Origin of the sequence: Novosphingobium sp. FSW06-99 (genome assembly GCF_001519065.1) — a bacterium.
GTDB lineage: Bacteria > Pseudomonadota > Alphaproteobacteria > Sphingomonadales > Sphingomonadaceae > Novosphingobium.
In genome coordinates, this window is the sequence record NZ_KQ954273.1 from 1 (window position 1) to 24,739 (window position 24,739).

25 protein-coding genes are annotated in these 24,739 nt (G+C 64.8%); 15 read left to right on the plus strand and 10 right to left on the minus strand.

Features of this window, described 5'->3' with window-relative positions; all coding sequences use genetic code 11:
* The 6 genes from AQZ49_RS21380 to AQZ49_RS21405 form a co-directional block, all read right to left on the minus strand.
* Positions 1 to 907: bestrophin family protein (locus tag AQZ49_RS21380; protein WP_156428434.1), on the minus strand; the 907-nt coding region annotated here is incomplete at its 3' end.
* A 10-nt stretch (positions 908 to 917) separates the two neighbouring features.
* Positions 918 to 3,347 carry an ATP-binding protein gene (locus AQZ49_RS21385; RefSeq protein WP_067620999.1) on the minus strand — a complete coding sequence of 810 codons (2,430 nt, stop codon included), beginning with the start codon at positions 3,345 to 3,347 and terminating at the stop codon, positions 918 to 920.
* Positions 3,344 to 3,889, minus strand: coding sequence for a DUF2062 domain-containing protein (locus AQZ49_RS21390; RefSeq protein WP_231739365.1), 546 nt, complete (start codon positions 3,887 to 3,889; stop codon positions 3,344 to 3,346). The genes AQZ49_RS21385 and AQZ49_RS21390 overlap by 4 nt, the downstream gene beginning before the upstream one ends.
* A gap of 340 nt (positions 3,890 to 4,229) precedes the next feature.
* Complete coding sequence (locus AQZ49_RS21395; RefSeq protein WP_067620952.1) at positions 4,230 to 5,753, minus strand: DHA2 family efflux MFS transporter permease subunit; 1,524 nt, start codon at positions 5,751 to 5,753, stop codon at positions 4,230 to 4,232.
* A complete protein-coding gene (locus tag AQZ49_RS21400) occupies positions 5,750 to 6,901 on the minus strand; it encodes an HlyD family efflux transporter periplasmic adaptor subunit (RefSeq protein ID WP_067620953.1) in 1,152 nt (383 codons plus the stop codon). Before AQZ49_RS21400 ends, AQZ49_RS21395 begins: the two co-directional genes overlap by 4 nt.
* Positions 6,902 to 6,946: 45 nt before the next feature.
* On the minus strand, positions 6,947 to 8,386 hold the full coding sequence (locus tag AQZ49_RS21405) for an efflux transporter outer membrane subunit (protein ID WP_369819168.1): 1,440 nt from the start codon (positions 8,384 to 8,386) through the stop codon (positions 6,947 to 6,949).
* A 93-nt stretch (positions 8,387 to 8,479) separates the two neighbouring features.
* Here AQZ49_RS21405 and AQZ49_RS21410 point away from each other — a divergent pair, with 93 nt between their 5' ends.
* The 3 genes from AQZ49_RS21410 to AQZ49_RS21420 all read left to right on the plus strand — a co-directional run bounded on the left by AQZ49_RS21410 (position 8,480) and on the right by AQZ49_RS21420 (position 10,784).
* Positions 8,480 to 9,136, plus strand: a complete 657-nt coding sequence (locus AQZ49_RS21410; RefSeq protein ID WP_067620961.1) for a TetR/AcrR family transcriptional regulator — start codon at positions 8,480 to 8,482, stop codon at positions 9,134 to 9,136.
* A gap of 131 nt (positions 9,137 to 9,267) precedes the next feature.
* Entirely contained in the window at positions 9,268 to 10,377 is a 1,110-nt protein-coding gene (locus tag AQZ49_RS21415) for a fatty acid desaturase family protein (RefSeq protein WP_369819169.1), read from the plus strand.
* 50 nt (positions 10,378 to 10,427) lie between these two features.
* Positions 10,428 to 10,784 carry a GNAT family N-acetyltransferase gene (locus AQZ49_RS21420; protein ID WP_231739366.1) on the plus strand — a complete coding sequence of 119 codons (357 nt, stop codon included), beginning with the start codon at positions 10,428 to 10,430 and terminating at the stop codon, positions 10,782 to 10,784.
* 4 nt (positions 10,785 to 10,788) lie between these two features.
* On the opposite strand, the gene AQZ49_RS21425 is transcribed toward AQZ49_RS21420, so the two are convergent.
* Both AQZ49_RS21425 and smpB read right to left on the minus strand, forming a co-directional pair.
* A complete protein-coding gene (locus AQZ49_RS21425) occupies positions 10,789 to 11,391 on the minus strand; it encodes a hypothetical protein (protein WP_067620964.1) in 603 nt (200 codons plus the stop codon).
* A gap of 39 nt (positions 11,392 to 11,430) precedes the next feature.
* Positions 11,431 to 11,913 carry an SsrA-binding protein SmpB gene (gene smpB / locus AQZ49_RS21430; RefSeq protein ID WP_067620969.1) on the minus strand — a complete coding sequence of 161 codons (483 nt, stop codon included), beginning with the start codon at positions 11,911 to 11,913 and terminating at the stop codon, positions 11,431 to 11,433.
* Between the two features lie 160 nt (positions 11,914 to 12,073).
* Between smpB and AQZ49_RS21435 the strand changes: the two genes are divergently transcribed.
* Both AQZ49_RS21435 and AQZ49_RS21440 read left to right on the plus strand, forming a co-directional pair.
* Positions 12,074 to 13,177, plus strand: a complete 1,104-nt coding sequence (locus AQZ49_RS21435) for a patatin-like phospholipase family protein (RefSeq protein WP_067620971.1) — start codon at positions 12,074 to 12,076, stop codon at positions 13,175 to 13,177.
* A 33-nt stretch (positions 13,178 to 13,210) separates the two neighbouring features.
* On the plus strand, positions 13,211 to 13,993 hold the full coding sequence (locus AQZ49_RS21440) for a 3-hydroxybutyrate dehydrogenase (RefSeq protein ID WP_067620973.1): 783 nt from the start codon (positions 13,211 to 13,213) through the stop codon (positions 13,991 to 13,993).
* 581 nt (positions 13,994 to 14,574) lie between these two features.
* Here the strand turns inward: AQZ49_RS21440 and dapA are convergent.
* Entirely contained in the window at positions 14,575 to 15,456 is an 882-nt protein-coding gene (gene dapA / locus AQZ49_RS21445; protein WP_067620975.1) for a 4-hydroxy-tetrahydrodipicolinate synthase, read from the minus strand.
* 73 nt (positions 15,457 to 15,529) lie between these two features.
* On the opposite strand from dapA, the gene AQZ49_RS21450 reads away from it, so the two are divergent.
* From AQZ49_RS21450 to AQZ49_RS21475, 6 genes are read left to right on the plus strand one after another with little or no spacing between them, the layout of a single operon-like run.
* Positions 15,530 to 17,575 (plus strand): lytic transglycosylase domain-containing protein, encoded by a 2,046-nt coding sequence (locus AQZ49_RS21450; RefSeq protein WP_082701987.1) that lies wholly within the window; start codon positions 15,530 to 15,532, stop codon positions 17,573 to 17,575.
* Between the two features lie 5 nt (positions 17,576 to 17,580).
* The gene (locus AQZ49_RS21455; RefSeq protein WP_067620977.1) at positions 17,581 to 18,075 is read left to right on the plus strand and encodes a GreA/GreB family elongation factor; all 495 of its coding nucleotides are present in this window, start codon (positions 17,581 to 17,583) and stop codon (positions 18,073 to 18,075) included.
* Positions 18,072 to 18,701: a histidine phosphatase family protein gene (locus tag AQZ49_RS21460; RefSeq protein WP_067620979.1), complete on the plus strand. Its 630-nt coding sequence runs from the start codon at positions 18,072 to 18,074 to the stop codon at positions 18,699 to 18,701. The genes AQZ49_RS21455 and AQZ49_RS21460 overlap by 4 nt, the downstream gene beginning before the upstream one ends.
* Entirely contained in the window at positions 18,701 to 18,892 is a 192-nt protein-coding gene (locus AQZ49_RS21465) for a DUF4169 family protein (protein ID WP_067620984.1), read from the plus strand. Before AQZ49_RS21460 ends, AQZ49_RS21465 begins: the two co-directional genes overlap by 1 nt.
* On the plus strand, positions 18,892 to 19,095 hold the full coding sequence (locus AQZ49_RS21470) for a hypothetical protein (protein ID WP_067620985.1): 204 nt from the start codon (positions 18,892 to 18,894) through the stop codon (positions 19,093 to 19,095). Before AQZ49_RS21465 ends, AQZ49_RS21470 begins: the two co-directional genes overlap by 1 nt.
* Positions 19,092 to 19,586: a hypothetical protein gene (locus tag AQZ49_RS21475; protein WP_067620986.1), complete on the plus strand. Its 495-nt coding sequence runs from the start codon at positions 19,092 to 19,094 to the stop codon at positions 19,584 to 19,586. Before AQZ49_RS21470 ends, AQZ49_RS21475 begins: the two co-directional genes overlap by 4 nt.
* Before the next feature lie 59 nt (positions 19,587 to 19,645).
* Here AQZ49_RS21475 and AQZ49_RS21480 read toward each other — a convergent pair whose 3' ends face one another.
* The gene (locus AQZ49_RS21480; protein WP_067620987.1) at positions 19,646 to 20,344 is read right to left on the minus strand and encodes an outer membrane protein; all 699 of its coding nucleotides are present in this window, start codon (positions 20,342 to 20,344) and stop codon (positions 19,646 to 19,648) included.
* Positions 20,345 to 20,640: 296 nt separating this feature from the next.
* Here AQZ49_RS21480 and AQZ49_RS21485 point away from each other — a divergent pair, with 296 nt between their 5' ends.
* The 4 genes from AQZ49_RS21485 (at position 20,641) to AQZ49_RS21500 (ending at position 24,504) form a co-directional block, all read left to right on the plus strand.
* Positions 20,641 to 21,327: an outer membrane beta-barrel protein gene (locus AQZ49_RS21485; RefSeq protein ID WP_067620991.1), complete on the plus strand. Its 687-nt coding sequence runs from the start codon at positions 20,641 to 20,643 to the stop codon at positions 21,325 to 21,327.
* A gap of 77 nt (positions 21,328 to 21,404) precedes the next feature.
* Complete coding sequence (gene rlmN / locus AQZ49_RS21490; RefSeq protein ID WP_067620995.1) at positions 21,405 to 22,673, plus strand: 23S rRNA (adenine(2503)-C(2))-methyltransferase RlmN; 1,269 nt, start codon at positions 21,405 to 21,407, stop codon at positions 22,671 to 22,673.
* A 69-nt stretch (positions 22,674 to 22,742) separates the two neighbouring features.
* A complete protein-coding gene (locus tag AQZ49_RS21495; RefSeq protein WP_156428435.1) occupies positions 22,743 to 23,702 on the plus strand; it encodes a bifunctional helix-turn-helix transcriptional regulator/GNAT family N-acetyltransferase in 960 nt (319 codons plus the stop codon).
* Between the two features lie 70 nt (positions 23,703 to 23,772).
* Entirely contained in the window at positions 23,773 to 24,504 is a 732-nt protein-coding gene (locus tag AQZ49_RS21500) for a DUF1223 domain-containing protein (RefSeq protein WP_067620997.1), read from the plus strand.
* The last annotated feature ends 235 nt before the right edge of the window (positions 24,505 to 24,739 follow it).

The following is a 24,739-nucleotide window of genomic DNA, read 5'->3' on the forward strand; positions in this document are numbered from 1 at the left end:
ACAGCAGCACGCCGTCCACCGGATCGAGCGGTGCGGGCAGATCGGTGTGCCCTGCGGCAGACAGCATTTCCCGCTCTATCGTGCGAACCATGGCATCGAGCGGAAGATCGTTGGGTTCGCGCCCGAACGGTTCCTCCAACTGGTCACCCAGCGCATCGAGCCCGAAAAAGGTATAGCCAACTAGCAGCGACGGCACCAGCGCCCACCACCCCATCGTGCCTGCCAGCGCCAGCGGCAAAGTCAGGCAGAACACGTGCGCCGTGCGGTGCAGCAGGAGCGAATAGGCAAACGGCACCGGCGTCGCGGCGATGCGTTCACACCCCGCCTGCACCTGGCTGAGCGCGACCAACTGGTCTTCCAGCCGTGACCAGACCAATGCATCGATCCGCCCCGCGTGCAACGCATCGAGGGCGACCCGCCCCATGGTCGCCAGCACGCGGTCGGTCGGATTGGCACCGATGGCCCAGCCCGGCGCCGCCGCCGATCCATCCAGCCGCGTCGCAATCGCCGCCACCTCGTCACCCCCGCGCAACCGCGCGGCCAGCCCGGCGGCAAAGGCCGCCATGCCAGCCAACACCATATCGCGCTCCGCCCGATCGAGCGCCTGGGCCTGCCGCGCCACCGACCGGGCCGCGATAATCAGGCTGCCCCACAACTTTCGCCCTTCCCACCAACGGTCGTAACAGGCGTTGTTGCGAAAGCTCATGAAGATCGACAGCGCCAGCCCGATCAGCGTAAACGGCATCGCGCCGATCCGCGTAAAAATGCCCGCGCGCGCATCGGCCACCATCACCGCGACAATGCCGACCAGCGCGATCACCACCAGCCGCCAGATGATGCGCGGCAGGATCGAGCCGCGAAAGGCAAACAGCACTTCGAACAGGCCGGGTTTTCCGCGAACAATCATTCTCTGGCGCCTATCCGGCTTCGCCACGCAGCACGGTTTCGACCGCGCTGACGATCTGTTGCACCGAAAACGGTTTGGGCAGGAAATGCATGTTGGGAATGTCGATTTCGCGGCGCAGCGTCTCTTCGGCATAGCCCGACATGAACAGCAGCGGCATCTCGGGCCGCCGCGTGCGGATTTCGCGCGCCATGGTCGGCCCGTCCATCGTTGGCATCACCACGTCCGACACGATCAGGTCGAAACTTCCGCCTTCTTCATAGGTCCGCACAAAAGTTTCCAGGCCTTCTTCACCATCCGCCGCGGTGGTCACCTCAAAGCCCTGACGCACCAGCGCGCGTTCGGCCACGGCGCGCACGGTGTCCTCGTCTTCCACCAGCAGCACGCGGCCCCCGTGCGACCATTGGCGGCGGCGGGTATCGGCCACCTTTTCGCGCGGCGCCTCGATCGCATCAGCGGGGTCGGGCACGTGCACCGGAAAATAGATCGTGAACCGCGTCCATTTGCCGAATTCGCTGGCCGCAAAGATGAACCCGCCCGATTGCTTGACGATGCCATAGACCGTCGACAGGCCCAGCCCGGTGCCCTTGCCGCGATCCTTGGTGGTGAAAAACGGCTCGAAGATCTTGTCGATCTGGTCGGGGCGGATGCCGTGGCCGTTATCTTCCACCACCAGCGCTGTGTAATCGCCGATCGGCAGCACATCGTTCTTCATCGTGCGCACCATCTCGGCGGTCACCCGCCGGGTCATCAGCTTGACCGTGCCGGGGGTCTTGTTGCCCGCCAGCGCGTCGCGCGCATTCACGGCCAGATTGAGCAGCACTTGTTCCAGTTGCACCGGATCGGCGCGCACCGCGCCCAGCCCACGATCATGCGTGACCTCCAGCGTGATGCGTTCACCGATCAGGCGTTTGAGCAGGGTCGAGACTTCGGCCACCACATCGGGCAATTGCAGCACTTGCGGGCGCAAGGTCTGTTGCCGCGAAAAGGCCAGCAATTGCCGGGTCAGGCTGGCGGCGCGGTTGGAATTGGCCTTGATCTGCTGAATGTCGTCATAATCGCTGTCGCCCGGCGTGTGGCGCATCAGCATCAGGTCGCAATAGCCGATGATCGCGGTCAGCACGTTGTTGAAATCGTGCGCCACGCCGCCCGCCAGTTGGCCGACCGCCTGCATTTTCGAGGCTTGCGCGATCTGGTGTTTGAGGCGGGTTTCCTCGCTCGAATCCTTCAGGCTGAGCAGCACCGCGCATTCGCCGATGCCACGCACCGCAGCCAGCCCCATCAGCACCGGCTCGTCGGGCGTGGCGCGCAGGCGCACCGCCACATCGCCCGATGTGGTCGCGCCCTGGGTATGGCGGCGCACCGCATCCGACAGCGCGCCCTTGTCTTCGCGGATGACCAGATCGGCGGGATAGAGCGGCGGAAGCGGATCGTCGTGCCCGGCCACGCGCAAAAAGGCCGAATTGGCAAACAGGAACCGCCCGTCGCGATCGACCATCGCCAGCCCCAGCGGCAGCCGCGCCAGCAGCGCCTCGATCTGCGGCAGCCCGGCGCGCGCATCGCCCACCCCGGCATGGGTATCGACCACCAGAAACAGCGAAGGCACCAGCGTGGGATCGACCGGATCATTGGCGTCGGGATCGGCAATCGGCACGTGGAGAAACCGCACCGGCATGCCGCGCCCGCGTTCCTGGGTAAAATAGATGTCCTGGCCCGGATCGGATTCGAAATGGCTGACAAAATCGCTGCCGGTCAGGTCGGTCGTGTCGGAGCCGGTGGCGCGCGCGGCAAAGGCGCGGTTGGCGGTCAGAATGCGGCCATCGGGGGCGACCACGGCGGCCTGGATGCTTTCGCGGCCCAGCGCGGCGCCCGGTTTGCCCGCCACCGCCGCCACCGTTTCCGACACCGGATCATGGCGCACCACCGGGGCCAACCGCCAGATCAGATGATCTTCACCGCGTCCCGCGCGATCGACCGACAGCGTATACGTGCCGCTGGCAGCGGACACTTCACCGACGAGCGCATGACCATCGCGCCAGGCCGCCCGCCCTGCCTCTTCGGCACGCGCGGGGTCCGCTGCACCGAGCGGCAGACGCGGCGGTGCGGCGGTGCCGAACCACTGTGTAAAGGATGCATTGGCACAGACCAGGCGCCCGGCGCGATCGGTGATCGCCACCGCCTCGGCCAGCCCATCGATCGCGGCATGGGTGACCGACCAGTCGGGCGCGGCAAATTCGGGCGCGGCCGGCACCGGGCGCAAGGCCAGCGCGCCATGGATGATCACCGCGAACACCACCACGCCAGCAGCAAAGGCCGCCGCCACCAGCACATTGCCAGTCAGCCAGACGAGCGCGGCCACGCTGGCCAGCAGCGCCAGCCCGATCAGCACGGTTTCGCCCCAGCCGCGCGCGGCGGGCGCGGCATCGCCGATGCGTTCGGTCATGCCCCGCCCCGCACGTGCAGCCGACGTCGGCGCCGCGCCATCACGCGCCAGCGCCAGACGCACGCCGCCACCGCATAGCCAAGTGCCGCCACCACGATCGCCATCAGCGTCAACCCGATGGCCAGCGCCGGCGCCGCATCGCTGCGCACCCAGGCCAGCCATTCCGCCGTCGACGCGCCGCGTTCGACCATCGCGGTGATCACCGACAGATCTGCGTGATAACCGAACCGGTTACCGATCGCCGCCGCGCCGGGCAGGATCACCAACAGGATGGTCGGCGGAATGGCGATGAACGTGCTGACCGCCGCGATCGGGATATTGGCGCGCAGCGGCACGCAGACGAGCACCGCGCCGATCACCTGCAACCCCGGCACCATCAGGAAAATGCCGATGAACAGACCGATCGCCACCCCGCGCGGCACCGTGCGGCGCGTAAACCGCCACAGTTCGGGCCGCGCGGCCAGCGGCGCGATCAGACGATTGCGCGCCAGGCTTTCGCGCGTGGGCATGCGGGCATGGGCCCAGGCAAGGAGTCGGTTCATCATTCCAGAGCCCGGTTAAGCCAATTGCGCGCCACAGGTATAGTGTTTTGCGAAAGGCTGCCCCTGATAACTGCCTAGGCGGCGTGGACAAGTTCCGCAACGCCACGGTTGCCCTGTAAAAGGCCCTGGCAAGGAGCGAAGCCGCAGGTGGAGTGGGCCTCCATCAAGGCTGAGCGACGCCGCCGGGGCCTTTTACAGGGCAACCCCGAAGGGGCTGGACCCAAAGCCGCCATTGCAGCGTCGGCTCGGCTTGAAATATAGCCGATATTCCTTCACCTCGCCTCCTCGCACTGGCGGCTTTGGCCTCCAGCCGTGGCGTTGCGGAATTTGTCCACGCCGCCTAGTGTGCCGCCCCGGGCTCGATGGTTCGTGCCGGGCGGGGTGCCAGCCAGATCGACAGCGCGGCCACTACGAACACCAGCGCCGAGGTCAGGAATATCTGGTCGGTCGCCAGGGCAAAGCTTTCCTTGGTCATCAATTGTTCGATGGTGCCGCGAATCTGGCCGAGCGACCAGCCCTGTGCCGACAGCGATTGGGTCACCGCCGCGCTGTGCATTTGCCCGACCAGTTCGCTGCGCATCGCGCGACTGTCGTTTTCCCAGGCGCTGGTCGCGATAGAGGTTCCGACCGCCCCCGCCATTGTCCGCATAAAGCTCATCAGACCCGCCGCCGATGCCGTCTCGGCCGGATCGACTGCGGCCAGCCCAATGGTCGTCACCGGCACAAAGAAGAACAGCATCCCGGCGCCCTGCAACAATTGCGGCAGCGCCAATGACCAGAAATCGGTCCCGCTGGTCCAATGCGTGCGCAACAGGCTGGTCAATCCAAGCCAGGCAATGCCGGAAAACACCAGAAGGCGCGGGTCTGTCCTGGCCGAAAAATACGCCACCAGCGGCGCGCTCAACAGCGCCGAAACGCCGGTGAAGGCTGTGGCATAGCCTGCCCAACTGGCGGTGTAGCCCATGTTCGCCTGCAGCCACTGCGGAATGATCACCGAGGACACGAAGAACGCGCCAAATGCCAGCGACAGCGCCACCACGCTGGCCGAAAAGCCGCGATGGCGGAACACCCGCAAATCAACCGCCGGAAACGGATCGGTGATTTCCCAGGCGCAAAACACCGCAAAGCCGATCGCCGCGACAATCCCCAGCGTACGGATCAACGTGTCGTTGAACCAGTCGCGGTCCTGGCCCAGATCGAGCATGACTTGCAGCGATGCCACCCAGATCACCAGCAGGACCAGTCCGACCACGTCGACCCGCGCCGAGCCAAGCTCGGTTTCCGCCCTGCGCAACAGCGACAGGCTGACGGTCGCGCAAAACGCGGCAACCGGCAGGTTGATGAAAAAGATCCAGTGCCAACTGGCATTGTCGCTAAGCACGCCGCCCAGGATCGGCCCCAGCACCGGGGCGACCACCGTCGTCATCGACCACAACGACAGCGCCAGCCCCTGTTGCCTGCGCGGAAAGATGCGCAGCAGCAGCGTCTGGGTTAGCGGCATGATCGGCCCGCCACAAAACCCCTGCCCCACCCGGCACAGCACCAGCATGGTCAGGGTGGTCGACAGTCCGCACAGCAGCGAAAACACCGCAAAGCCGATCATCCCGGCGACAAACGTACGCACTGCACCGAACCGCGCGGTCAGAAATCCGGTCAACGGCACGCAGATCGCCTCTGCCACCGAATAAGACGTGATGATCCAGGTGCCCTGCGACGACGTGATCGCCAGGCTGCCGGAAATGTGCGCCACCGACACGTTGGCGATCGTGGTGTCGAGCACCACCATGAAATTGCTCAATCCCAGCGCCAGCCCGGCCAGCATCAGGACAGGGCCGGACAGGCCCGGAATGCCGTCGGTTTTCATGAATCATGTCCTGTGCTGGCGATGTCGATATCGGCATCCATCGACAGCCCGACGCGCAAGGGGTGCGCCGCGAGTTCGCGGGCATCCAGCGTGATGCGCACCGGCAGGCGCTGGACCACCTTGATCCAGTTGCCGGTGGCATTCTGTGCCGGGATCAGCGCAAAGGCCGCCCCGGTGCCCCCCGACAGCCCGGCCACGCGCCCATGAAACACCACGTTCGATCCATAGATGTCCGATGTCAGCGCCACGGCCTGCCCCGGCCTGACATCGGTCAACTGGCCTTCCTTGAAATTGGCATCGACATAGAGCCGGTTTACCGGAACCACCTGCATCACCGTAACACCGGGCGCCACGCGCTGGCCGACCTGCACCGAACGAGCCGTCACCACGCCGTCCATCGGCGCGCGGATCACCGTGCGTTCCAGATCCAGCCGCGCCGCATCGACTTTGGCCTGTGCGGCCAGCACGTCGGGCGCGGTGGCGACCGTCGTCCCCGTGATCAGCGCGCGGTTCGCGGCCAGATCGCCGGTCGCCGCGCCACGGTTCGACCGCGCCTGGGCCACGCCGGCACTCGCCTGATCAAGATTGGCCTTGGCGGCGGCATAGGAATTGAGCGCACTGGTCAGTTCGTCGGCCGAAACCGCGCCGCCGGGCGCCAGCTTGCGGCGCCGCTGCAGATCGACATCGGCTTTGGCGAAGGCGGCCCTGGCATTGGCCAGTTGCGCTTCGGCGCTGGCGATGGCGGCCACGCGCGCCTCGGCCTGCGCGGCAAGCGCGGTGCCGGTGGCGCTGGTCTGATAGAACTGGCGCTGCGCCTTGGCCAGTTCCGCCTCGGCCTGGGCCAGGGCGATGCGCGCGTCGCGATCGTCGATCCGCAACAGGGTATCGCCCCGGTGCACCAATTGGGTGTCGGACACGTTCACTTGTGCGACCTGGCCCGAAACCATTGGCGTGACCTGGGCCGAATCGACACCGACATAGGCGTTGTCGGTGGTCACATGGTGGCTGGCCACCAGCACATACCAGGCCGAGACCCCGGCAGCGGCCAGCGCGACGGCACCCGCAATACCGGCCAGCAGGCGTGTGCGCCGGGTCGACAGCCCAGTTTGGTCTTGCCCGGCGACAGCTTCGATTACAGCTTGGTTCATCATCAATATCCTTGAGAAAATCGGTCGGTCGGAACAGTCCGCCGATCAGGACCGGGGGGAATCCGCACCGGCAAAGCCGCCGCCGAGCGCACGCACCAGCGCGACATCGAGCGTAAAGGCCCGCGCCTGAAGATCGGCCACCGTGCGGCGATCCTGCAGCATGGTGTCTTCGGCGGTGAGCACGGTGAGATACGTCGACAGGCCGCCCTCGTAGCGTTGGCGCGCCACGGCATAGGCTTCTTGCGCATCGGCCAGCGCCTGGCGCGACTGGTCGAGGCGGACCGTCAGCATCGACTGGCTGGTCGCGGCATCGGCAACATCGTGAAAGGCGGTGACCACGCTGTTGTCATAATCGGCGACCGCTTCGTCATAGCTGGCCCGGGCCTGGCGATAGGCCCCGGCGATCCGGCCGCCGTGAAAGATCGGCAGCGATACGGCGGGGCCGACATTGCCATAGCTCGAACTGCCCTTGATCAATTGCGACAGGCCAAGCGATTCATAGCCGGCCAGCGCCGACAGGCTGATGGCGGGGTAGAAATCGGCGCGGGCGACCTTGATCTGCTGGGCGGCGGCTTCGACCCGCGCCCGCGCGGCGGCGACATCGGGCCGCTGGCCGATCAAGTTGGTGCTGGCATCGCGCGGAATGCCGCGCGGCGCGACCATGGCCACGGGCCGCGTGATGGCCAGACCGCGGTCGGGACCCGCCCCCAGCAATGCGGCCAGCCGATTGCGCGTCAGCCCGATCTGTTCATCGATTTCGGCCAGATCGGCACGGGCAGCGGGAACGGCTGCATCGGCCTGCTTCAACTCGGCCCGCGTGTCGAGCCCGGTGGTATAGCGCCGCGCGACCAGATCGCGGGTGGCGCCGCGCTCGGCGATGGTATCTACCGCGACATCGCGTTCGGCATAGAGCCGCGCCAGATCGGCATAGGCGTTGGCAATGTTGGTCGACAGCGTCAGTCGCGCCTGATCGACATCGAGCCGCGCGGCCAGTTCGTCGGCGCGGGCCGCGCGCAGAGCCGCCTTGGCCTTGCCCCACACATCGAGATCGAAATCGAGCGACAGATTGGCCGTACCCGTGCTGTGGACGCCATGCGGCACAAATGCGGGCGGAATGCCCTCGTTATAGCTTTCGCGCATCGCGCCTGCACTGACATTGCCGTCAAGCGTCGGCAGCCGCGCGGCATTGGCCTGCTGGCGATAGGCCTCGGCGGCTTTGAGGCGCGCCTGGGCCGCGGCCATGTCGGGCGCGCCACGCAGACCTTCGGCCATCAGCGCGTCAAGCTGCGCGTCGCCATAGGCACGCCACCAGGCCGATTGCGGCCATGTCCCGTTCGCCGGACTTTGACCAAAACTGGCATCGGCCTTGAAGCTGTCGGGTGCGCGCACCGCCGGTGCCGCACCCAGCGGTGGTGTCGGCGCACAGGCCGCCAGGGGAAGTGCGCAAAGCAGCGCGGCCATCGCCGCACGAGAGGTCTTGGACATGGTCATCGAATCACCGTACTATGTGGTACGGGTTTTAATGCGTCGACACATCAGGCTTGTCAATGAGAAATGATACTGTATGGTACGGTAATTATGGAGACCGTCGAAACCGTCCGATTGAGCAAGCGCGAGGAAAACCGCCTGGAACGCCGCAAGGCGATCATCGCGGTTGCCGGGCAAAGCTTTCTGGAACGCGGCTATGCCGGCACGACCATGTCAGGCGTATCGGCGGCGATCGGCGGCTCCAAGGGCACGCTGTGGAGCTATTTCGCGTCGAAGGAAGAACTGTTCAGCGCGTTCATCGGCGAAAGCGTCAGCGAATTTCAGGCCTTGCTGACCCAGGTGCTCGACCAGTCGGCATCGCTGGACACCACGCTCGAAACGCTGTGCTGCGAAGTCCTGATCAAGCTTACCGCGCCTGATGCGCTGGCGCTCTATCGGCTGGTCGCAGGCGAGAGCGGGCGATCGCCGGAAATCGGCCGCATTTTCTACGAACACGGACCGCAAGTGCTCGACGCGCTGCTGTCGCGGTTTCTGACCGATCAGATCGCCAAGGGCCAGCTTTGCGAAGGCGATGGCGCAGCGATGGCCGAAACGCTGATCTCGATGTGCCTTGGCCGCTATCACACGCGCGTGCTGCTGGGCGTGCAAAGCGCCGATCGCGCGATCGCGCAGAACGAGGCGCGCCGGATCTGCGCCGATTTCTTTGCCCTCTATGCACCCCGTGGCACCCTGCCCGCAACCGGATAACACGCTCTTGACGCAGGTCATTTTGCGATGCGGCGCGGCAGCTTATTCCGAAGGGCAATTGAAAATCTGTCCTGGCTTGCCATGTTTGTGCCGCGAATGGGCTCTATGGACCAAGCCCCAAACTGGAGAATGTGATCGTGCAGCCCGCGCCCTTCGTGCCCACCGCCAGCGAGCCCGCCACCGCGCCGCGCGCCCGCGTCCTGCTGTCGGGCATGGCCGATGATCGCGAACTGTTGCGCGCGGCGGCCGAACTGACGCGCGACCTGCAACGGCCCAATCGGTGGATCTATTGGCCCGATGCGTTCGGTTCGGCGGCGGTCGGCTATGGCGCGGTGGCAGGTGCGATCCTGGCGCATTCGCCGTGGGTGGCGCTGGCCTGGGCAGTGCTGGCGGTGCTGGCGCTGTACCGCGCGATGCTGTTCATCCATGAGATTACCCACCTCAACCACGCGCTGCTGCCGGGATTCCGCTTCATGTGGAACCTGCTGATCGGGGTGCCGATGATGCTGCCTTCGTTCATGTACGAGGGCATTCATGTTCAGCATCACACCCGTGTCAAATATGGCACCGCCGAAGACCCGGAATATCTGCCCCTGGCACTGATGAAGCCGTGGAGCCTGCCGCTGTTCTTTTTCGCCGCGGTGCTGATGCCGGTCGGGCTGATCCTGCGGTTTGGCGTACTGGGCCCGCTGTCGATCGTCATCCCGCCGCTGCGCCGGGTGGTGATCGAGCGCTTTTCAGGGCTCCAGATGAACCCCGGTTATCGCCGTCGCCCGCCCGAAGGCGAATTCGCGCGGCAGTGGTTCTGGGAAGAACTCGGCGCTTCGCTGGTGGCGGTCGCAATCATTGCCACCACCGCGACCGGGTTGCTGCCGCTGCACGCGCTGCTGATCTATCTGGCGGTGATCGCGGGGGTGGCCCTGCTCAACCAGGCGCGCACGCTGGTGGCGCATCGCTGGGAAAACGAAGGCGATCCGTTGACCGTGACCGCGCAGTTCCTCGACAGCACGAATGTGCCCGACGGCATTCTGCCCCGGCTGTGGGCGCCGGTCGGCCTGCGCTTTCACGCGCTGCACCATCTGCTGCCCAGCCTGCCCTATCACGCGCTGGCCACCGCGCATGAACGCATTTCGGGCGCATTCGGCGATGATTCGACCTATGCCAAGGCGAACTATCCCACCTTGCGCGGACTGCTTGGCCGCCTGTTCAGCAGCACGATGACGCGGAACACCGCAAACTGACCCATCGCCTGATCCGGCCCGACCAGCCCTCTGCCGCCGATCGCGAGACGGTGCTGGCCCCCTTGCGCGCCTATAACATCGCGCAGGCGGGCGATCCGCGCATCCAGCAGGTGGCGATCCTGATCGACGGCGCCGAGGGCGGGCTGTGGGGCCGGATCAGCTATGACTGGCTGTTTGTCGAGCTGCTCGCAGTGCCCGAGGCGGCGCGCGGCACGGGCCTGGGTCGGCAATTGATGGACCAGGCCGAAACGATCGCGCGCGAGGCGGGTTGCACCGGCATCTGGCTGGACACCTACGAATTTCAGGCGCGCGGGTTCTACGAGAAACTGGGCTTCACCCTGTTTGGCACATTGCCCGACCATCCGGTTGGGCAAAGCCGGTTTTTCATGATGAAGCGCCTAGTATAGTCGACTAATGCCTAACGAAAAGGCGTACCCCGACAAATAGCATAATTGGAATGAGTGGAATTACCGCTATTGCTATCCAAATCATCGAATTTTTTGACATGGGTGCTGGATGCCATTCACGCGAAGAAACCAGCCGCCCACAACGGGCATGAGCGATTATGTCGGCGATTTCTCGGCCCTTACAACCATAGTCATCCGCCGAAAACAGCAAGCTTTTGCCGTTGGCAATGATCTTCATGACGATATCGCGCTGACCGCGCCCCGCGCTAATCGGCCTTGCTTCACCAAGCTCCGCCCAAGTGTAGGCTTTCCGTCCGCCAAACCGGGTAAGCGCTATGCCGCTGGTGGTGATCTCCAATTCGTTGGGCCTGAGGACTTTCAAGACGCAATAGTAAAATCCGGCACATAGCGACATGATCGCAACCAGCCCCAATGCGGCCACGATTCCCAAATCGGCAAACGAATAATCACGCGTTCCGTCGAAGCACACGCAGAAGAACAGCGGCAACCCCATTGGCAGCCCCAGCGCCATCGTCCCGAGGCCCTTGAGCACCATACGCCAGCGCTGCGTTGTACCACGTATCGCGCTGCCCTGCCGTTCCAACATGCCGGCATCTGTCGCACACCGGCGTTAAACAGCCGTAAATCAGCCGTGTTCGCGCATGATCCGCGCCTTGTCGCGTTGCCAGTCGCGTTCTTTGGTGGTGGCGCGCTTGTCGGCGGCATTCTTGCCACGGGCCAGCGCCAGTTCCACCTTCGCGCGGCCGCGACCGTTGAAATAGACCGATAGCGGCACCAGCGTCATGCCCTTGCGTTCGACCGCGCCGTGAAATTTGGCAATCTCGCGCTCTTTCAGCAGCAGTTTGCGCACGCGCTTGGGTTCGTGGTTATACCGGTTGCCGTGGCTGAATTCGGGGATGTTCGAATTGATCAGCCAGACTTCGCCGCCTTTGACTTCGGCATAGCTTTCCGCGATCGAACCCTGGCCAAAGCGCAAGGATTTGACTTCGGTGCCGGTCAGCGCGATCCCCGCCTCGTAGACATCGTCGATGAAATATTCGAACCGCGCACGGCGATTTTCCGCGACGATCTTTTTCTTGTCGAATTCGGGAGGGGTCGGACGCGCCATGGTCCGCCGCATGTAGGGTGATGCGGTGCGAATTGCAAAGGCAGATGGAAGCGGGCCGGTGCCGCCTGCCGAAACGCGGTTTCGGCCCGACCAAAAACATGTCATGCCCCGTTCATCTTGTGCAGCGCAACAGGCCTATCGAAACAGGAGTTTGCCGGGCATGACTATCACTGACCACGGCGAAACCTGCGTGCTGGTGCTGCAGGGCGGCGGCGCGCTGGGCGCCTATCAGGGCGGGGTGTTCGAAGCCCTGGCGGCGGCGGATTTCTGCCCCGACTGGGTGGCGGGCATCTCGATCGGGGCGATCAACGCCGCGCTGATCGCAGGAAATCCGCCCGAACACCGTGTCGAGGCCGTGCGCACATTCTGGCAACGCACCTCGGCGCGCGTGCCGTTCCCCTCGCCGTTCGAAAACGGCATGGGGCGCAAACTGTTCAACGAGGCGGCGGCGGCAACCGTGGCGATGGCCGGGGTGCCCGGCTTTTTCACCCCGCGCTGGCAGATGCCGGGCATGGCCCTGCCCGGATCGCCCGAATCGATCAGCCTCTATGACACGACTCCGCTGCGCGACACGCTGCTCGAACTGGTCGATTTCGACTTGCTGAACGACGGGCCGATGCGGTTCAGCGTGGGCGCGGTCAACGTGCTGACCGGCAACTTCACCTATTTCGACAATCGCGACCGCCGCATCGGTCCCGAACACGTGATGGCCAGCGGCGCGCTGCCCCCCGGATTTCCCCCGGTGGTGATCGATGGAGAGCCCTATTGGGACGGCGGCATCGTGTCGAACACGCCGCTGCAATATGTGCTCGACGAACGCGAACCCGAACCGTTGCTGGTGTTTCAGGTCGATCTGTTCAGCGCGCGCGGAATGATGCCACGCACGCTGGCCGAGGCGATGCAGCGCGAAAAGGACATCCGCTATTCCAGCCGCACCCGGCTCAACACCGATGTCCATACGCAGATCGCCGAGCTGGCAGCGGCGGTGGCGCGGCTGGCGGCAAAAATGCCTGACAGCATGAAAGACGATCCCGATTATCGCATGCTGGTTGAACGGTCATCTGCCGGGCCGGTCACCATCATGCATCTGATCAACCGCCCCGAAGACTATGAATCGCAGGGCAAGGACTATGAATTCTCGCTCGGCACACTGAAAGGGCACTGGCAGGCGGGCAAGGACGACGTGACCCGTTCGCTGGCCAGCCCGCGCTGGCGCAAGCGCGTGCCGCCGGTGCGCGGGATTGTCACATTCGATCTGGAATAAGTCGTTTTCCCATGCAGATATGGAGCCAATCCGATGCAACTTGACAACAAGGTTTCGCTTATCACCGGTGCCGCCAGCGGGATAGGCCTCGCCATTGCCCGGCGCTTTGCGCTGGCCGGGGGCCGCGTCGCGATCGCCGATCTGCGGCTCGATGCCGCACAGGCCGCCGCCGATGCCATCAACGCCGACCATCCGGGCAAGGCGATCGCGGTGGCGATGGATGTCAGCAACGAAGACCAGGTGAACGCCGGCGTCGCGCAGGTTGTCGCGGCCTGGGGCACGGTTGACGTGCTGCTGTCCAACGCCGGAATCCAGATCGTCAATCCGATCGAATCGTTTGCCTTTTCCGACTGGAAAAAGCTGCTGGCGATCCATCTCGACGGCGCGTTCCTGACCAGCAAGGCGGTCCTGCCGCACATGTATGCGCAAGGCAGCGGCACGATCCTGTTCATGGGCTCGGTCCATTCCAAGGAAGCCTCGCCACTGAAAAGCGCCTATGTCACCGCCAAGCACGGGCTGCTGGGCCTGTCGCGCGTGATCGCCAAGGAAGGCGGGCCCAAGGGTGTGCGCAGCAATGTGATCTGCCCCGGCTTTGTCCGCACGCCGCTGGTCGACAAGCAGATCCCCGAACAGGCCAAGGAACTGGGCATCAGCGAAGACGCAGTGATCAAGAACGTCATGCTGGGCCAGACTGTCGACGGAGAATTCACCACGGTCGAGGACATTGCCGAAGTCGCGCTGTTCTTTGCCGCGTTCCCGTCCAACGCGCTGACCGGTCAGTCATTGATCGCCAGCCACGGCTGGTGCATGTCCTGAATGCCTTGCGCGCCCGGGCATGGTCCGGGCGCGCCTTCAAAAAAAGAGAGGTGGACCGCGTTGCGGTCATGAACCGGGCACATATGGGGGGGACGCCCGATCCAAGCGACCACGAACCAGCGGGGACAGGGTCGATACGATCGTCCCGACATCCCCGGCACCGTGATCACCACCTCCAATTCCCGGCCGGAGGCGGGCGGGAAAACAACCACTTCACATCAATACTTCAGCGCGTTCAGCAAACCGCGACAACCGGTTTTGCGGCAAGAGCTTTGGCGACACATGCGTCGCGCGCCTAATAGTTTTCCCATCAAATCGATAGGAACATAGCAAGCTCGTGATGACAACACAATTGGCGCGCATAACTTTTGTTATGCGCGCACCCGACAACACCACCATGATCAGTTGAAAACAACGAATTGGCCGAACGATCAAATCCGATCAATCCGAGTCAATTCGAGAACATATGCCAGAATTTCAATGATATTTATGCGGCATTAACCATAAATGCGCGCTGGTCGACGTTATACTATAACAACTCTGCACAGCTATTGCCAAAATCGTTTGCAAGCCGGGTTTGGTCAAACCAGTCCTGCGTGCACCAGCGCGGCGTCGACCGCGGCCCGCGCAGGTTCGCTGCACGCCACCAGCGGCAAGCGCAATTCGTCGGTAATCCAGTCATGTACGCGGGTCAGTGCATACTTGAGCGGCGCGGGCGAAGCATCTTCGAACATGGCATAGTGCAGCGGATAGAGCCGGTCGTTCAATTCGCGCGCGCGCACGAAATCGTTTGCGGCGCAGGCCTGCTGGAATTCGGCGCAGAGCCCGGGCGCGACGTTGGCGGTAACCGAAATGCACCCCACTGCGCCGGCCGCATTGGCGGGCAGTGCCAGTTCATCGTCGCCCGACAACTGGCAGAACGGGGTGTCGATGCCCATGCGATGGTCGGTCACGCGCGACAGATCGCCACTGGCATCCTTGATGCCGATGATCCGGTCGGGAAAGCGGCGCGCCAGTTCCACCACGGTTTCGGGCAGGATATCGGTCACTGTGCGGCCGGGCACATTGTAAAGGATGATCGGCAGATCGATCTTTTCGGCCAGATAGCTGAAATGCGCCAGCAACCCGGCCTGGCTTGGCCGGTTGTAATACGGCGCCACGCAAAGCGCCGCCGCCGCGCCGCTCTTCTTGGAAAAGGTCATGTGCAACAAGGCGTTCATCGTGTCGTTGCTGCCGCACCCGGCAATCACCGGCACCCGGCCCGCCGCCTGTTCGACGCAGACTTCGATCACGCGGTGGTGCTCGGCGTTCGACAAAGTGGAATTTTCGCCGGTCGTGCCACACGGCACCAGCGCGGACGATCCGTTGTCAATCTGCCAGTCGACCAGGCGGCGAAAGGCTTTCTCGTCCAGGGCCCCATCGCGAAAAGGTGTTACCAGAGCCGGAATGGAGCCGGAAAACATGGACTTTGTTCCTCATCTTGGGGCATGATCGCGCCCGGTCATGAATTCGCCTGATAGGGAGACGCCCCCCCCGATGTCCAGCACGGACATGCACAGCCCCCGCACCGCCCGCCTGGCGTGGCACAAGCGGCTGCGCGCGCCGCGCTGGCAGGCTCTGGCGCTGATCCCGGCCGTGGCAATCTCGTTCGCGGGACATGCCACCGATGGCGACTTTGACGGTTCGGCCTGGGACCGCGCACGCGCACAATTGCTCAGCCAGTCGCAAGGGCCGATGGCGCAGGCGATCGCGCAGTGGAAAATGCTGACCAGCGGCACGCGTTTCGGATTTGCCGCAACCTCCAGCTTTATCCTCAGCTATCCCGGTTTCCCCGAAGAAGACCGCTTGCGCCGCGCCGCCGAGGCCGCGCTCGATCATGAAAGTGCCGAGCCTGCGACCATCGTCGGCTTTTTCGACCGGTTTCCCCCGCTGACCAACCCCGGCCGGGCACAGTACGCGCTGGCCCTGCGCGCGATGGCCCGCCCCGAGGCCGCCGATGTGGCCCGCGCGGCATGGCGCGGCGGGGTGATGAGCGATGCGAGCGAAGGCGCCATCCTGGCCACCTGGGGCACGCAGTTCACCACCGCAGACCACGACGCGCGGATCGATGCGCTGTTGTGGGCGGGCGACACGCCCCCGGCCCTGCGTCTGCTGGCTTCGACTTCGCCCACCGTGCACGCCATCGCGCAGGGGCGGCTGGCGGCGCTGGCGGGGGGCGATCCTTACGCCGCCGCCGCCGTGCCTGCGGCACAACTCGATGCCGATCCGGGCTTCGTGTTCAACCGCGCGCGCGAATTGCACCGGCTGGGCCGGATCGAGGCCGAGGGCAGCTATCTCGCCAATCGTCCGCCGCTGTCGGCGCTGCCGTTCGATCGGCCACACTGGATCGGCGAACTGTTGGCGGCGGCGCGGGGCGCGGTCGAATATGGCGATGCCACCAATGCCAAGCGCATCGCGCTCGGTGCCGCCGATGCCTTTGCCCCCGGCGAAGAAGTCAGCCAGCAAAGCTATGCCGTGCGCGATGATTACACCTCGCTCACCTGGCTGGGCGGCACGCGTGCCCTGTGGGTCGATCACGACGGGATCAGCGCGGCAACCCTGTTCCGCCGCTATGCCGAGGCCGGGCGCGGCCCCGGCGTCAAGGCCAAGGGCCTGTATTGGGCCGGGCTGTCGCTGATCCGCAGTGGCCACCCGGCCGAGGCCACCGATGCGTTTGCCGCCGCCGCGCGCCATCCCGACCAGTTCTATGGCATGCTCGCGCTCGAACGGCTGGGCCAGCCGGTGCCCCGGCTCGGCGTAGCGGCCGTGCCCACCCCCACCCCCGAAGAACGCGCGCGCTTTGCCGCTGCGCCGATCACCGCGGCGGTGCGCGAAGTGGCGCGGGCGGGCGACTGGCAGACCACGATCCGCTTTTTCAAGGAGATCGCCGAACAACAGCGCACCCCGGGCCAGCACCAGTTGGTGGCCGAACTGGCGCAAAGCCTGGGACGGCGCGATCTGGGCGTGATCGTCGGGCAGGCGGCGGGATCGCACGGGCTCGACCAGTTTGCCGCCGTGTCGTTCCCGCTGATCCCGGTCCCGCCGGGGCAGGCCAGGTCGTGGACGATGATCCATGCGATCATCCGCCAGGAAAGCCAGTTTGCCCAGAACGCGATCAGCCATGCGGGCGCGCGCGGACTGATGCAGATGATGCCGCGCACGGCGGGCGAACAGGCGGGCAAGCTGGGGTTGTCCTATTCCGAAGGCTCGCTGATCGGCGATCCGCAATTCAACATGGCGGTGGGCGGCGCCTATTTCGATCACTTGTTGCAGGTGTTCGGCGGCAGCTATCCGCTGGCGGTGGCGGCCTATAACGCGGGCGCGGGCAATGTCGGCAAATGGCTGCGCGCCAATGGCGATCCGCGCACCGGGCAGATTGAATGGGTCGACTGGATCGAGCGCATTCCGATCTCGGAAACGCGCAGCTATGTCGAACACGTGCTGGAAAACGCGGTCGTCTATGAAACGATGAACCCCGACAAGGCCAGCTATGGCGGGCCCAACCCGCTCAGCCATTTCCTGGGCAAATCGAACCCCGGCTGATCATCATGAAACCCGACGGCAATCCCATCACGCCCGCCGGCATGGCCGCGTTGCGCGCGCGCTATGACCATCTGCTCGGCACCGAGCGGCCGCAGATCGTCGAAATCGTCAGTTGGGCGGCGGGCAATGGCGACCGTTCGGAAAACGGCGACTATCTCTATGGCCGCAAGCGCATGCGCGAAATCGACCGCGAACTGACCTTTCTGGCCCGCCGGATGAAGGCGGCGCGGGTGATCGATCCGCATGGCGCACAGGATCGCAGCCGGGTGCTGTTTGGCGCGACCGTGGAAATCGCCGACGAAGACGACAATCGCCGCGTGCTGACGCTGGTCGGCGACGATGAACAGGATGCCGGCAAAGGCCTGATCGGATGGAGCGCACCGATCGCGCGCGCCTTGCGCGGCAGCCGGTTGGGTGATCTGCGCCGGGTGCATCTGCCCGGCGGCGAAAAGGAATGGGAAGTGGTCGCGATCAGTTACCCCGAGGCGCCGCACGCATGACTGCGTCCCGCCATTTCATCATGCGCCACGGCGAAACGGTCTACAATCTGGCCCGCGTGCTGCAATCCAACACCATCCACACCCCGTTGACCCGGCTCGGCTGCGATCAGGCAACGCGCATGGGCGAGGCACTGCGCGGTACACTGGGCGCGCACCCTGTGGCACACGTGCATGTTTCGGACACCGGGCGCGCCTTGCAGACTTTGGCGCTGATCGCCGAAGTGGTGGGGATCGACTGGTTCGCCGCACAGCGCAGCGCCGACTTGCGCGAGATCGACATGGGTTCGTGGTGCATGCGCGGCTATGACGCGGTCGAGGCCGAAGTCGGCCCGATCCGCCTGCCCGACCACCTGTTGCGCCCAGCCCCCGATGGCGAGGACTATCCGGCGATTGCCGCACGCCTGTCGCGCTGGCTGGCGGGGCCCGGCGCCGCACCGGGCACGCATATCGTGGTCATGCACGGGATTTCCAGCCGTGTGCTGCGCGGGATCATGGGCGGCTATCCGGTGCATGCCGATGCCGGGGTGCCGATTGCCCCGTCGCTGGCGCAAGGATCGATCTCGCTGATCGAACAGGGCAAGGAACGTGTGCTGTACGGCAGCGAACAGGGCACGGAGCACGCCTGATGGGCGATGTGATCAACTTGCGCCTGGCGCGCAAGGCCCGCGCGCGGCGCAGTGCCGCCACATTGGCCGCCGAAAACCGGGCCCGTCATGGCCAGAGCAGTGCGGAACGCGCCGCGCACCGCACCGAAGCCGAGCGCGCCGCGCGCGCCCTCGAAGGCCGTCGGCGCGATGATGGCGAGGACCACACCTGATGCGCACGACGCAGGATGAAGCCAGCGTGCGGCTCTATTATCTGGCCGACGGCCCCGATGGTGGCCAGGCCGAAACGCTGATGTATGGCCCGCTGTCGCAGGCGCTGGCGATGGCAGCGCAGGCGGATGCCACGGTGCAGGACGGGCTGTGGATCGCCACGTCCAACGATGTGATCGCCTATCGCGATCTGATCGACGAATGAGACGCACAGCGCTTGCACTCGCCATGCTCGGCCTGATCGGCGCGGGCACCGCCCATGCGCGCGACCGCCTGGGGGTGTGGAACGATTGGGGCGCATTTCGCGATGCCGGTGTGCCGCGCTGCTATGCCATTGCGATGGCCGCCGACCAGCCCGGCCAGCGCCGCGCGACACAGCCCTTTTTTACCGTGGCCAATTGGCCCCGGCGCAACATCCATGGCGAAGTGCACATCCGCCTGTCGCGCGAGAGCGCGCCGGGCAAGCCGGTGGCGATCACCATCGGCACACAGAAATTCACCGCGCTGGCCAATGGTATCGATGCCTGGGCGATCGATCGCCGCACTGATGCTGCGTTGATCGCGGCGCTGCGCGGCAATGGCGACATGATCATCTATGCCCATGGCCACGATGGCCGCGCAATGCGCGAGGTCTATCATCTGGCAGGGGCAGCTTCTGCCATCGACGCGGCCAGCCTGGGTTGCGCCGCGTCGTAACGCCTGTGCCGCATCATAGAAGTCCGCGCCGCCTTTCCGGCGCGGACTTTACCCTGTTTTCAGAACCGCAGCCCGATGCTGGTCACCAACTGGTCCCGCGAATCGCGCAGCACGAACGTGCTCGCGTCGGGGGTGGTCTTGACATAGTTGTACGGACCGCTGCCATATTGCGAGCGGTCGTATTCGATCTTCACATAGATCGCGCGGGTCAAGTGATGTTCGATGCCGATACCCAGACGCGCGCCGTTGGCCGAAATCCCCTCATAGAGCACTTCGCTGCCGTCAGTCCCGCTCACCCCGAAATGGGTGTTGGTATAGGCCAGCTTGGCAAACACCTGGGTCTTCATGTTGAACGCATAGCCCAGCCGCGCGCCGAACGAGATATCGTGCCCGGCGTTGACTTGCGCCACGTTGAAGTTGCCTTTGGTCAGGCCGGAGTTGGTATATTTGTTGGTGGTGGTCGACACCCCGAATTCGGCGCCCAGCGTGATATGTTCGGTCAGCGGGAAGTCATAGCCGATCGCCCCGCCATAGCTGAGCCCGGTCTTGTGCGCGTTGATGGTCTGGGTGGCGTCGATATCCTTGTAGTCCTTGAACCCCAGGTGATCGAGACCCACGCCCAGTTCGATATGCGGGCCGCTGAAGACATCGGCCGGGGTATCCGGCAATGGGCCGTCATTGTCATAATCCTGCGCAAAGGCCGGGCTGGCAAACAGCAGCGCCGTGCCGCAAACGAGTAGCGCAACAGGTGTTTTCATGGTCGGTCTCCAACGATCGTCGCGCCCAGATATCGTCAAACGGCCCCGACCGCCACGCCCCTTGCCGGCAAATCGGCCAAAACCTGCGCGTGTGACAATCTGTTACAACTCGCGCCAATCCTGGTCGGTGGTGCTGGTGCGATGTCGGTCAAGGCCCGGTCTGCCCCAATTGCCACGATTGCCGGCACCTGTAACACATTGTGCCAAATGCCCTTTTCATCGCTACAGGACAAAGGCTGGGCAAAATCGGCGGCGTTAGACCGGTCAAGGGGGCGCCCTTTGAACGGAGACGACCGATGAAAACGATTTATGCTCTTCTTGCGGCCGGCATTGCGGTGATCGCCGCGAATCCGGCATTTGCGCAAGACGCCGGTCAGCAAACACCGGCGCAGGCCTTCAGCGGCGCCCATGTCGAAGCGACGTTCGGCTGGGATCACTTCAACACCAAATCGCTCAAAGACATCGACCCGACCGCCGAAACCGAAGCGGGCGCCGATGGCGTGACCTATGGCGGCGCGATCGGCTATGACATTCCACTGGGCACCAATCTGACCGCAGGTGGCGAAGTCGGCCTTTATGGCAGCTCGATCAAGTGGATGAACACCACAAACCTCAATCCCGGCACGTTCAACACCGCGCAAGTCAACGCCGGTCGCGACATCTATGTCGGCGCGCGCCTGGGCTATGCACTCAACGCGAAAACGCAGATCTATGCCAAGGCCGGATATACCAACCAGTTGTTCGGCGTGTTCGGCACCGATGGCAACAACACGCTCTATCAGGGTATCGATGCCAGCGGCTTCCGCCTGGGCACCGGGATCGAACAGAAGCTGACCAAGGCCACCTATGTAAAGCTCGAATACGACTATTCACACTATGGCAGCGGTCAGTTCAACTATGCCGGAACCTCGCCCGACGGCAGCACTTTCGACCTGCACAACGATCAGCACCAGATCCTCGCCAGCGTAGGCCTGCGCTTCTGAGGAGGCGTGCCGGGATGCCGCGCGGCTGCGCGGCATCCCGTTTGCGAAAACCGGCCGGGCCCTGTATAGGCGGCGCCATGCCCACACCGCTAATGCCTATTCCGGGTCATATCGACCCGGTACCCCTGCCCCGTGAAGTGACCCCGCGTGAAGACGGACGGGTCGATCTGATCGGCCTGTCGCGCGCCGCGATTACCGAGGTGTTCGCCGCCGCCGGGCTGGACCCGCGCGCGGCCAAATTACGCGCAAAGCAGGTGTTCCACTGGATCTACCACCGCGGCGTCATCGAATTCGACGCGATGACCGACATTGCCAAGACGATGCGCCCGTGGCTGACCGAACGCTTCGTGATCGGCCGCCCCGCGATTGTCGAGGCGCAGGCGTCGACCGACGGCACGCGCAAATGGCTGTTGCGCACCGCCGACAACCACGATTTCGAAATGGTGTTCATCCCCGATGCCGACCGGGGTACGCTGTGCGTGTCGAGCCAGGTCGGCTGCACGCTCAATTGCCGGTTCTGCCACACCGGCACGATGCGGCTGGTGCGCAACCTGACGCCGGGTGAAATCGTCGGCCAGGTCATGCTCGCGCGTGACGCGCTGGGCGAATGGCCCAAGGCGGGCGGCACGATGGCCGGGCTCGACGATGATGTGGAGGATGAAACCGACGACGCGGCGCAAGCCTATAGCGCCGATGGCCGCCTGTTGACCAACATCGTGATGATGGGCATGGGCGAGCCGCTGTACAATTTCGACAATGTGCGCGACGCGCTGAAAGTCGTGATGGATGGCGACGGGCTGGCGCTGTCAAAGCGGCGGATCACGCTGTCGACCAGCGGGGTGGTGCCGCTGATGGCGCGCGCGGGCGACGAAATCGGCGTCAACCTGGCGGTTTCACTGCACGCCGTGTCCAAGGATGTGCGCGACGAGATCGTGCCGATCAACCGCAAGTTCGGCATCGAGGAATTGCTCGAAGCCTGCGCCGCCTATCCCGGCGCATCGAACGCGCGGCGCATCACGTTCGAATATGTCATGCTGAAGGACAAGAACGACAGCGATGCCGATGCGCGCGAACTCGTCCGCCTGCTCAAGCATTACAAGCTGCCCGCCAAGGTCAACCTGATCCCGTTCAACCCCTGGCCCGGTGCGCCTTACGAGTGTTCCACCCCCGAACGCATCCGCCGCTTTTCCGACATCGTGTTCGAGGCCGGGATTTCGGCCCCGGTGCGCACGCCGCGCGGGCGCGACATCGATGCCGCCTGCGGCCAGTTGAAAACCGCTGCCGAACGCAAGTCGCGCGCCGAACTTGACCGCCTGGCCGAGGAAAAACAAGCCGCGCTGGGCTGAGCCAACAGCGCTTGACCAATCCATATCGCGTTATATACCTCACTATATAACGCGATATGGGAGAGCCCTGTGCCGAACGATATTCTGTTTGAAATGGGTCCGGTGTTTCTGGGCAGCCGCATCAAGCGGCTGGGCGAACGCTTGCAGGTCGGCGCCGCCAAAGTGCTGGCCGATGCCGGATTGCCGGTTCAGCCCACGCATATGCCGCTGCTCGCCGCGCTCGATCGCGAACCGCTGACGATCGGGCAGTTGGTGCAGGCCGTGGGCACCAGCCAGCCCGGGGTGACACGCGGCGTCAGCCAGTTGGTCGATCTGGGGCTGGTCCGGTCCGCAGCATGCGCTGATCAGCGCCAACGGCTGATCAGCCTGACTCCTGCGGGCGTGGCGGCGATGGCGCGGGCCAAATTGCACATATGGCCGCGCATCGAGAGCGCCGTCGATGTGCTGTGCCAGGGCGAGGCAGCGGCGCTGCTCGACCGGATCAGCGCGATCGAGGCGATGCTGGAAACAAGCCCGCTCGATGTGCTGGCCGCGCAGGCCACGCCCGATCTGCTGACCATCCATGATTACAGCGACGATCTGGCCGCAGCATTTCACGATATCAATGTCGAATGGATCGAGGCGATGTTCCGCCTGGAGGCCACCGACCGCGACGTGCTGGAAAACCCGCGCGAACGGATTATCGCGCCAGGTGGCGCGATCCTGTTTGTCGAGGCCCGGGGGCTGGGCATTGTCGGCACCTGTGCCTTGCAAAAGACCGGGCCGACCAGTTTCGAGCTGACCAAGATGGGTGTGCGGACCAGTGCGCGCGGGCTCAAGGCGGGCGAGTTCCTGCTGGCCGCGACGATTGCCCGGGCGGAGGCGATGCAGGCCGATCCGCTCTATCTGTTGACCAATGCACGGTGCGAGGCGGCCATCCACCTCTATGAAAAGCTGGGCTTTCGCCACGATGCGCAGATCATGGCACAGTATGGCGCCCGTTACGCGCGGTGCGATGTGGCCATGCTTTATGGCGGTGCGCAAGTGTAACCGTTCGGCGGTCCGCCACGAACTGGGGATGCACACCGGCTGACCTGGCCGGTCAGACAAGGATCAGCCGATGCCCCGACCCGGACCCATTGCAACGCTCGCCCTGACCGGCAGCGCCCTGTTGGCACTCGTCACGATCGCTGGCGCAACGCCGGTGCGACCCGCCGCCGTTCAGGCCACACCGGCCAGCCCGACCGTGGTCGAACTGTACCACAGCCAGGGCTGTTCATCGTGCCCCCCGGCCGAGGCCGATCTCAACGTGCTGGCGCAGCGCCCCGATGTGCTCGCGCTGTCGTTCGGGGTTACTTATTGGGATCGGCTGGGGTGGAAGGATACCTTCGGGTCCGAACGGTTCACCCAGCGCCAGATCGCCTATGCGCGCGCCGGGCAAGGTGAAGTCGCCACGCCCGAATTCATTGTCAACGGCGCCTATGCGGTGGTCGGTGCCGATCGCGCAGCGCTAAAGGCAACGATCGCCCGCGCAGGCGCGCCCGCCGGTGGCCCGTCCATCGCCGCCGATCGCGGCACGGTGCATCTGGCGGCGGGAATGGTCAGCGCCCCGGACACTGTCTGGCTGGTGCGCTATGACCCGCGCACGCTGCAAGTGCCGGTGAACGCGGGCGAAAACAGCGGACGCACGCTGTCGCACCGCAATGTCGTGCGTGAACTGGTCGATCTGGGCCGCTGGACCGGCCCGGCCGCAACATTCACCCTGCCCGCCCCACACGAAGCCGGGCTGATCAGCGCGGTGCTGGTCCAACGCGGCAATGGCGGCCCGATCGTGGCCGTGCGCCGCATCTAGAGCGTCCTGCGATAAATCTGTAGCACCGTGACGGAGCCGATTTTGGCCCAGTGCGAGGAGGGATGGCGCAGGAATATCGGGAATATTTCTAGCCATCTCGACGTAGCAATGGGCCAAAAGCGGCCCGCCCCGAAGGGGTTGCTCTGGAAAGCCCCGTGGCAGCGTTGCGTCGCTTGCACGGGGCAAACCAGCCCGCGCTGCGCGCCGCGCCTCCCCACGAGGCTTTCCAGAGCAA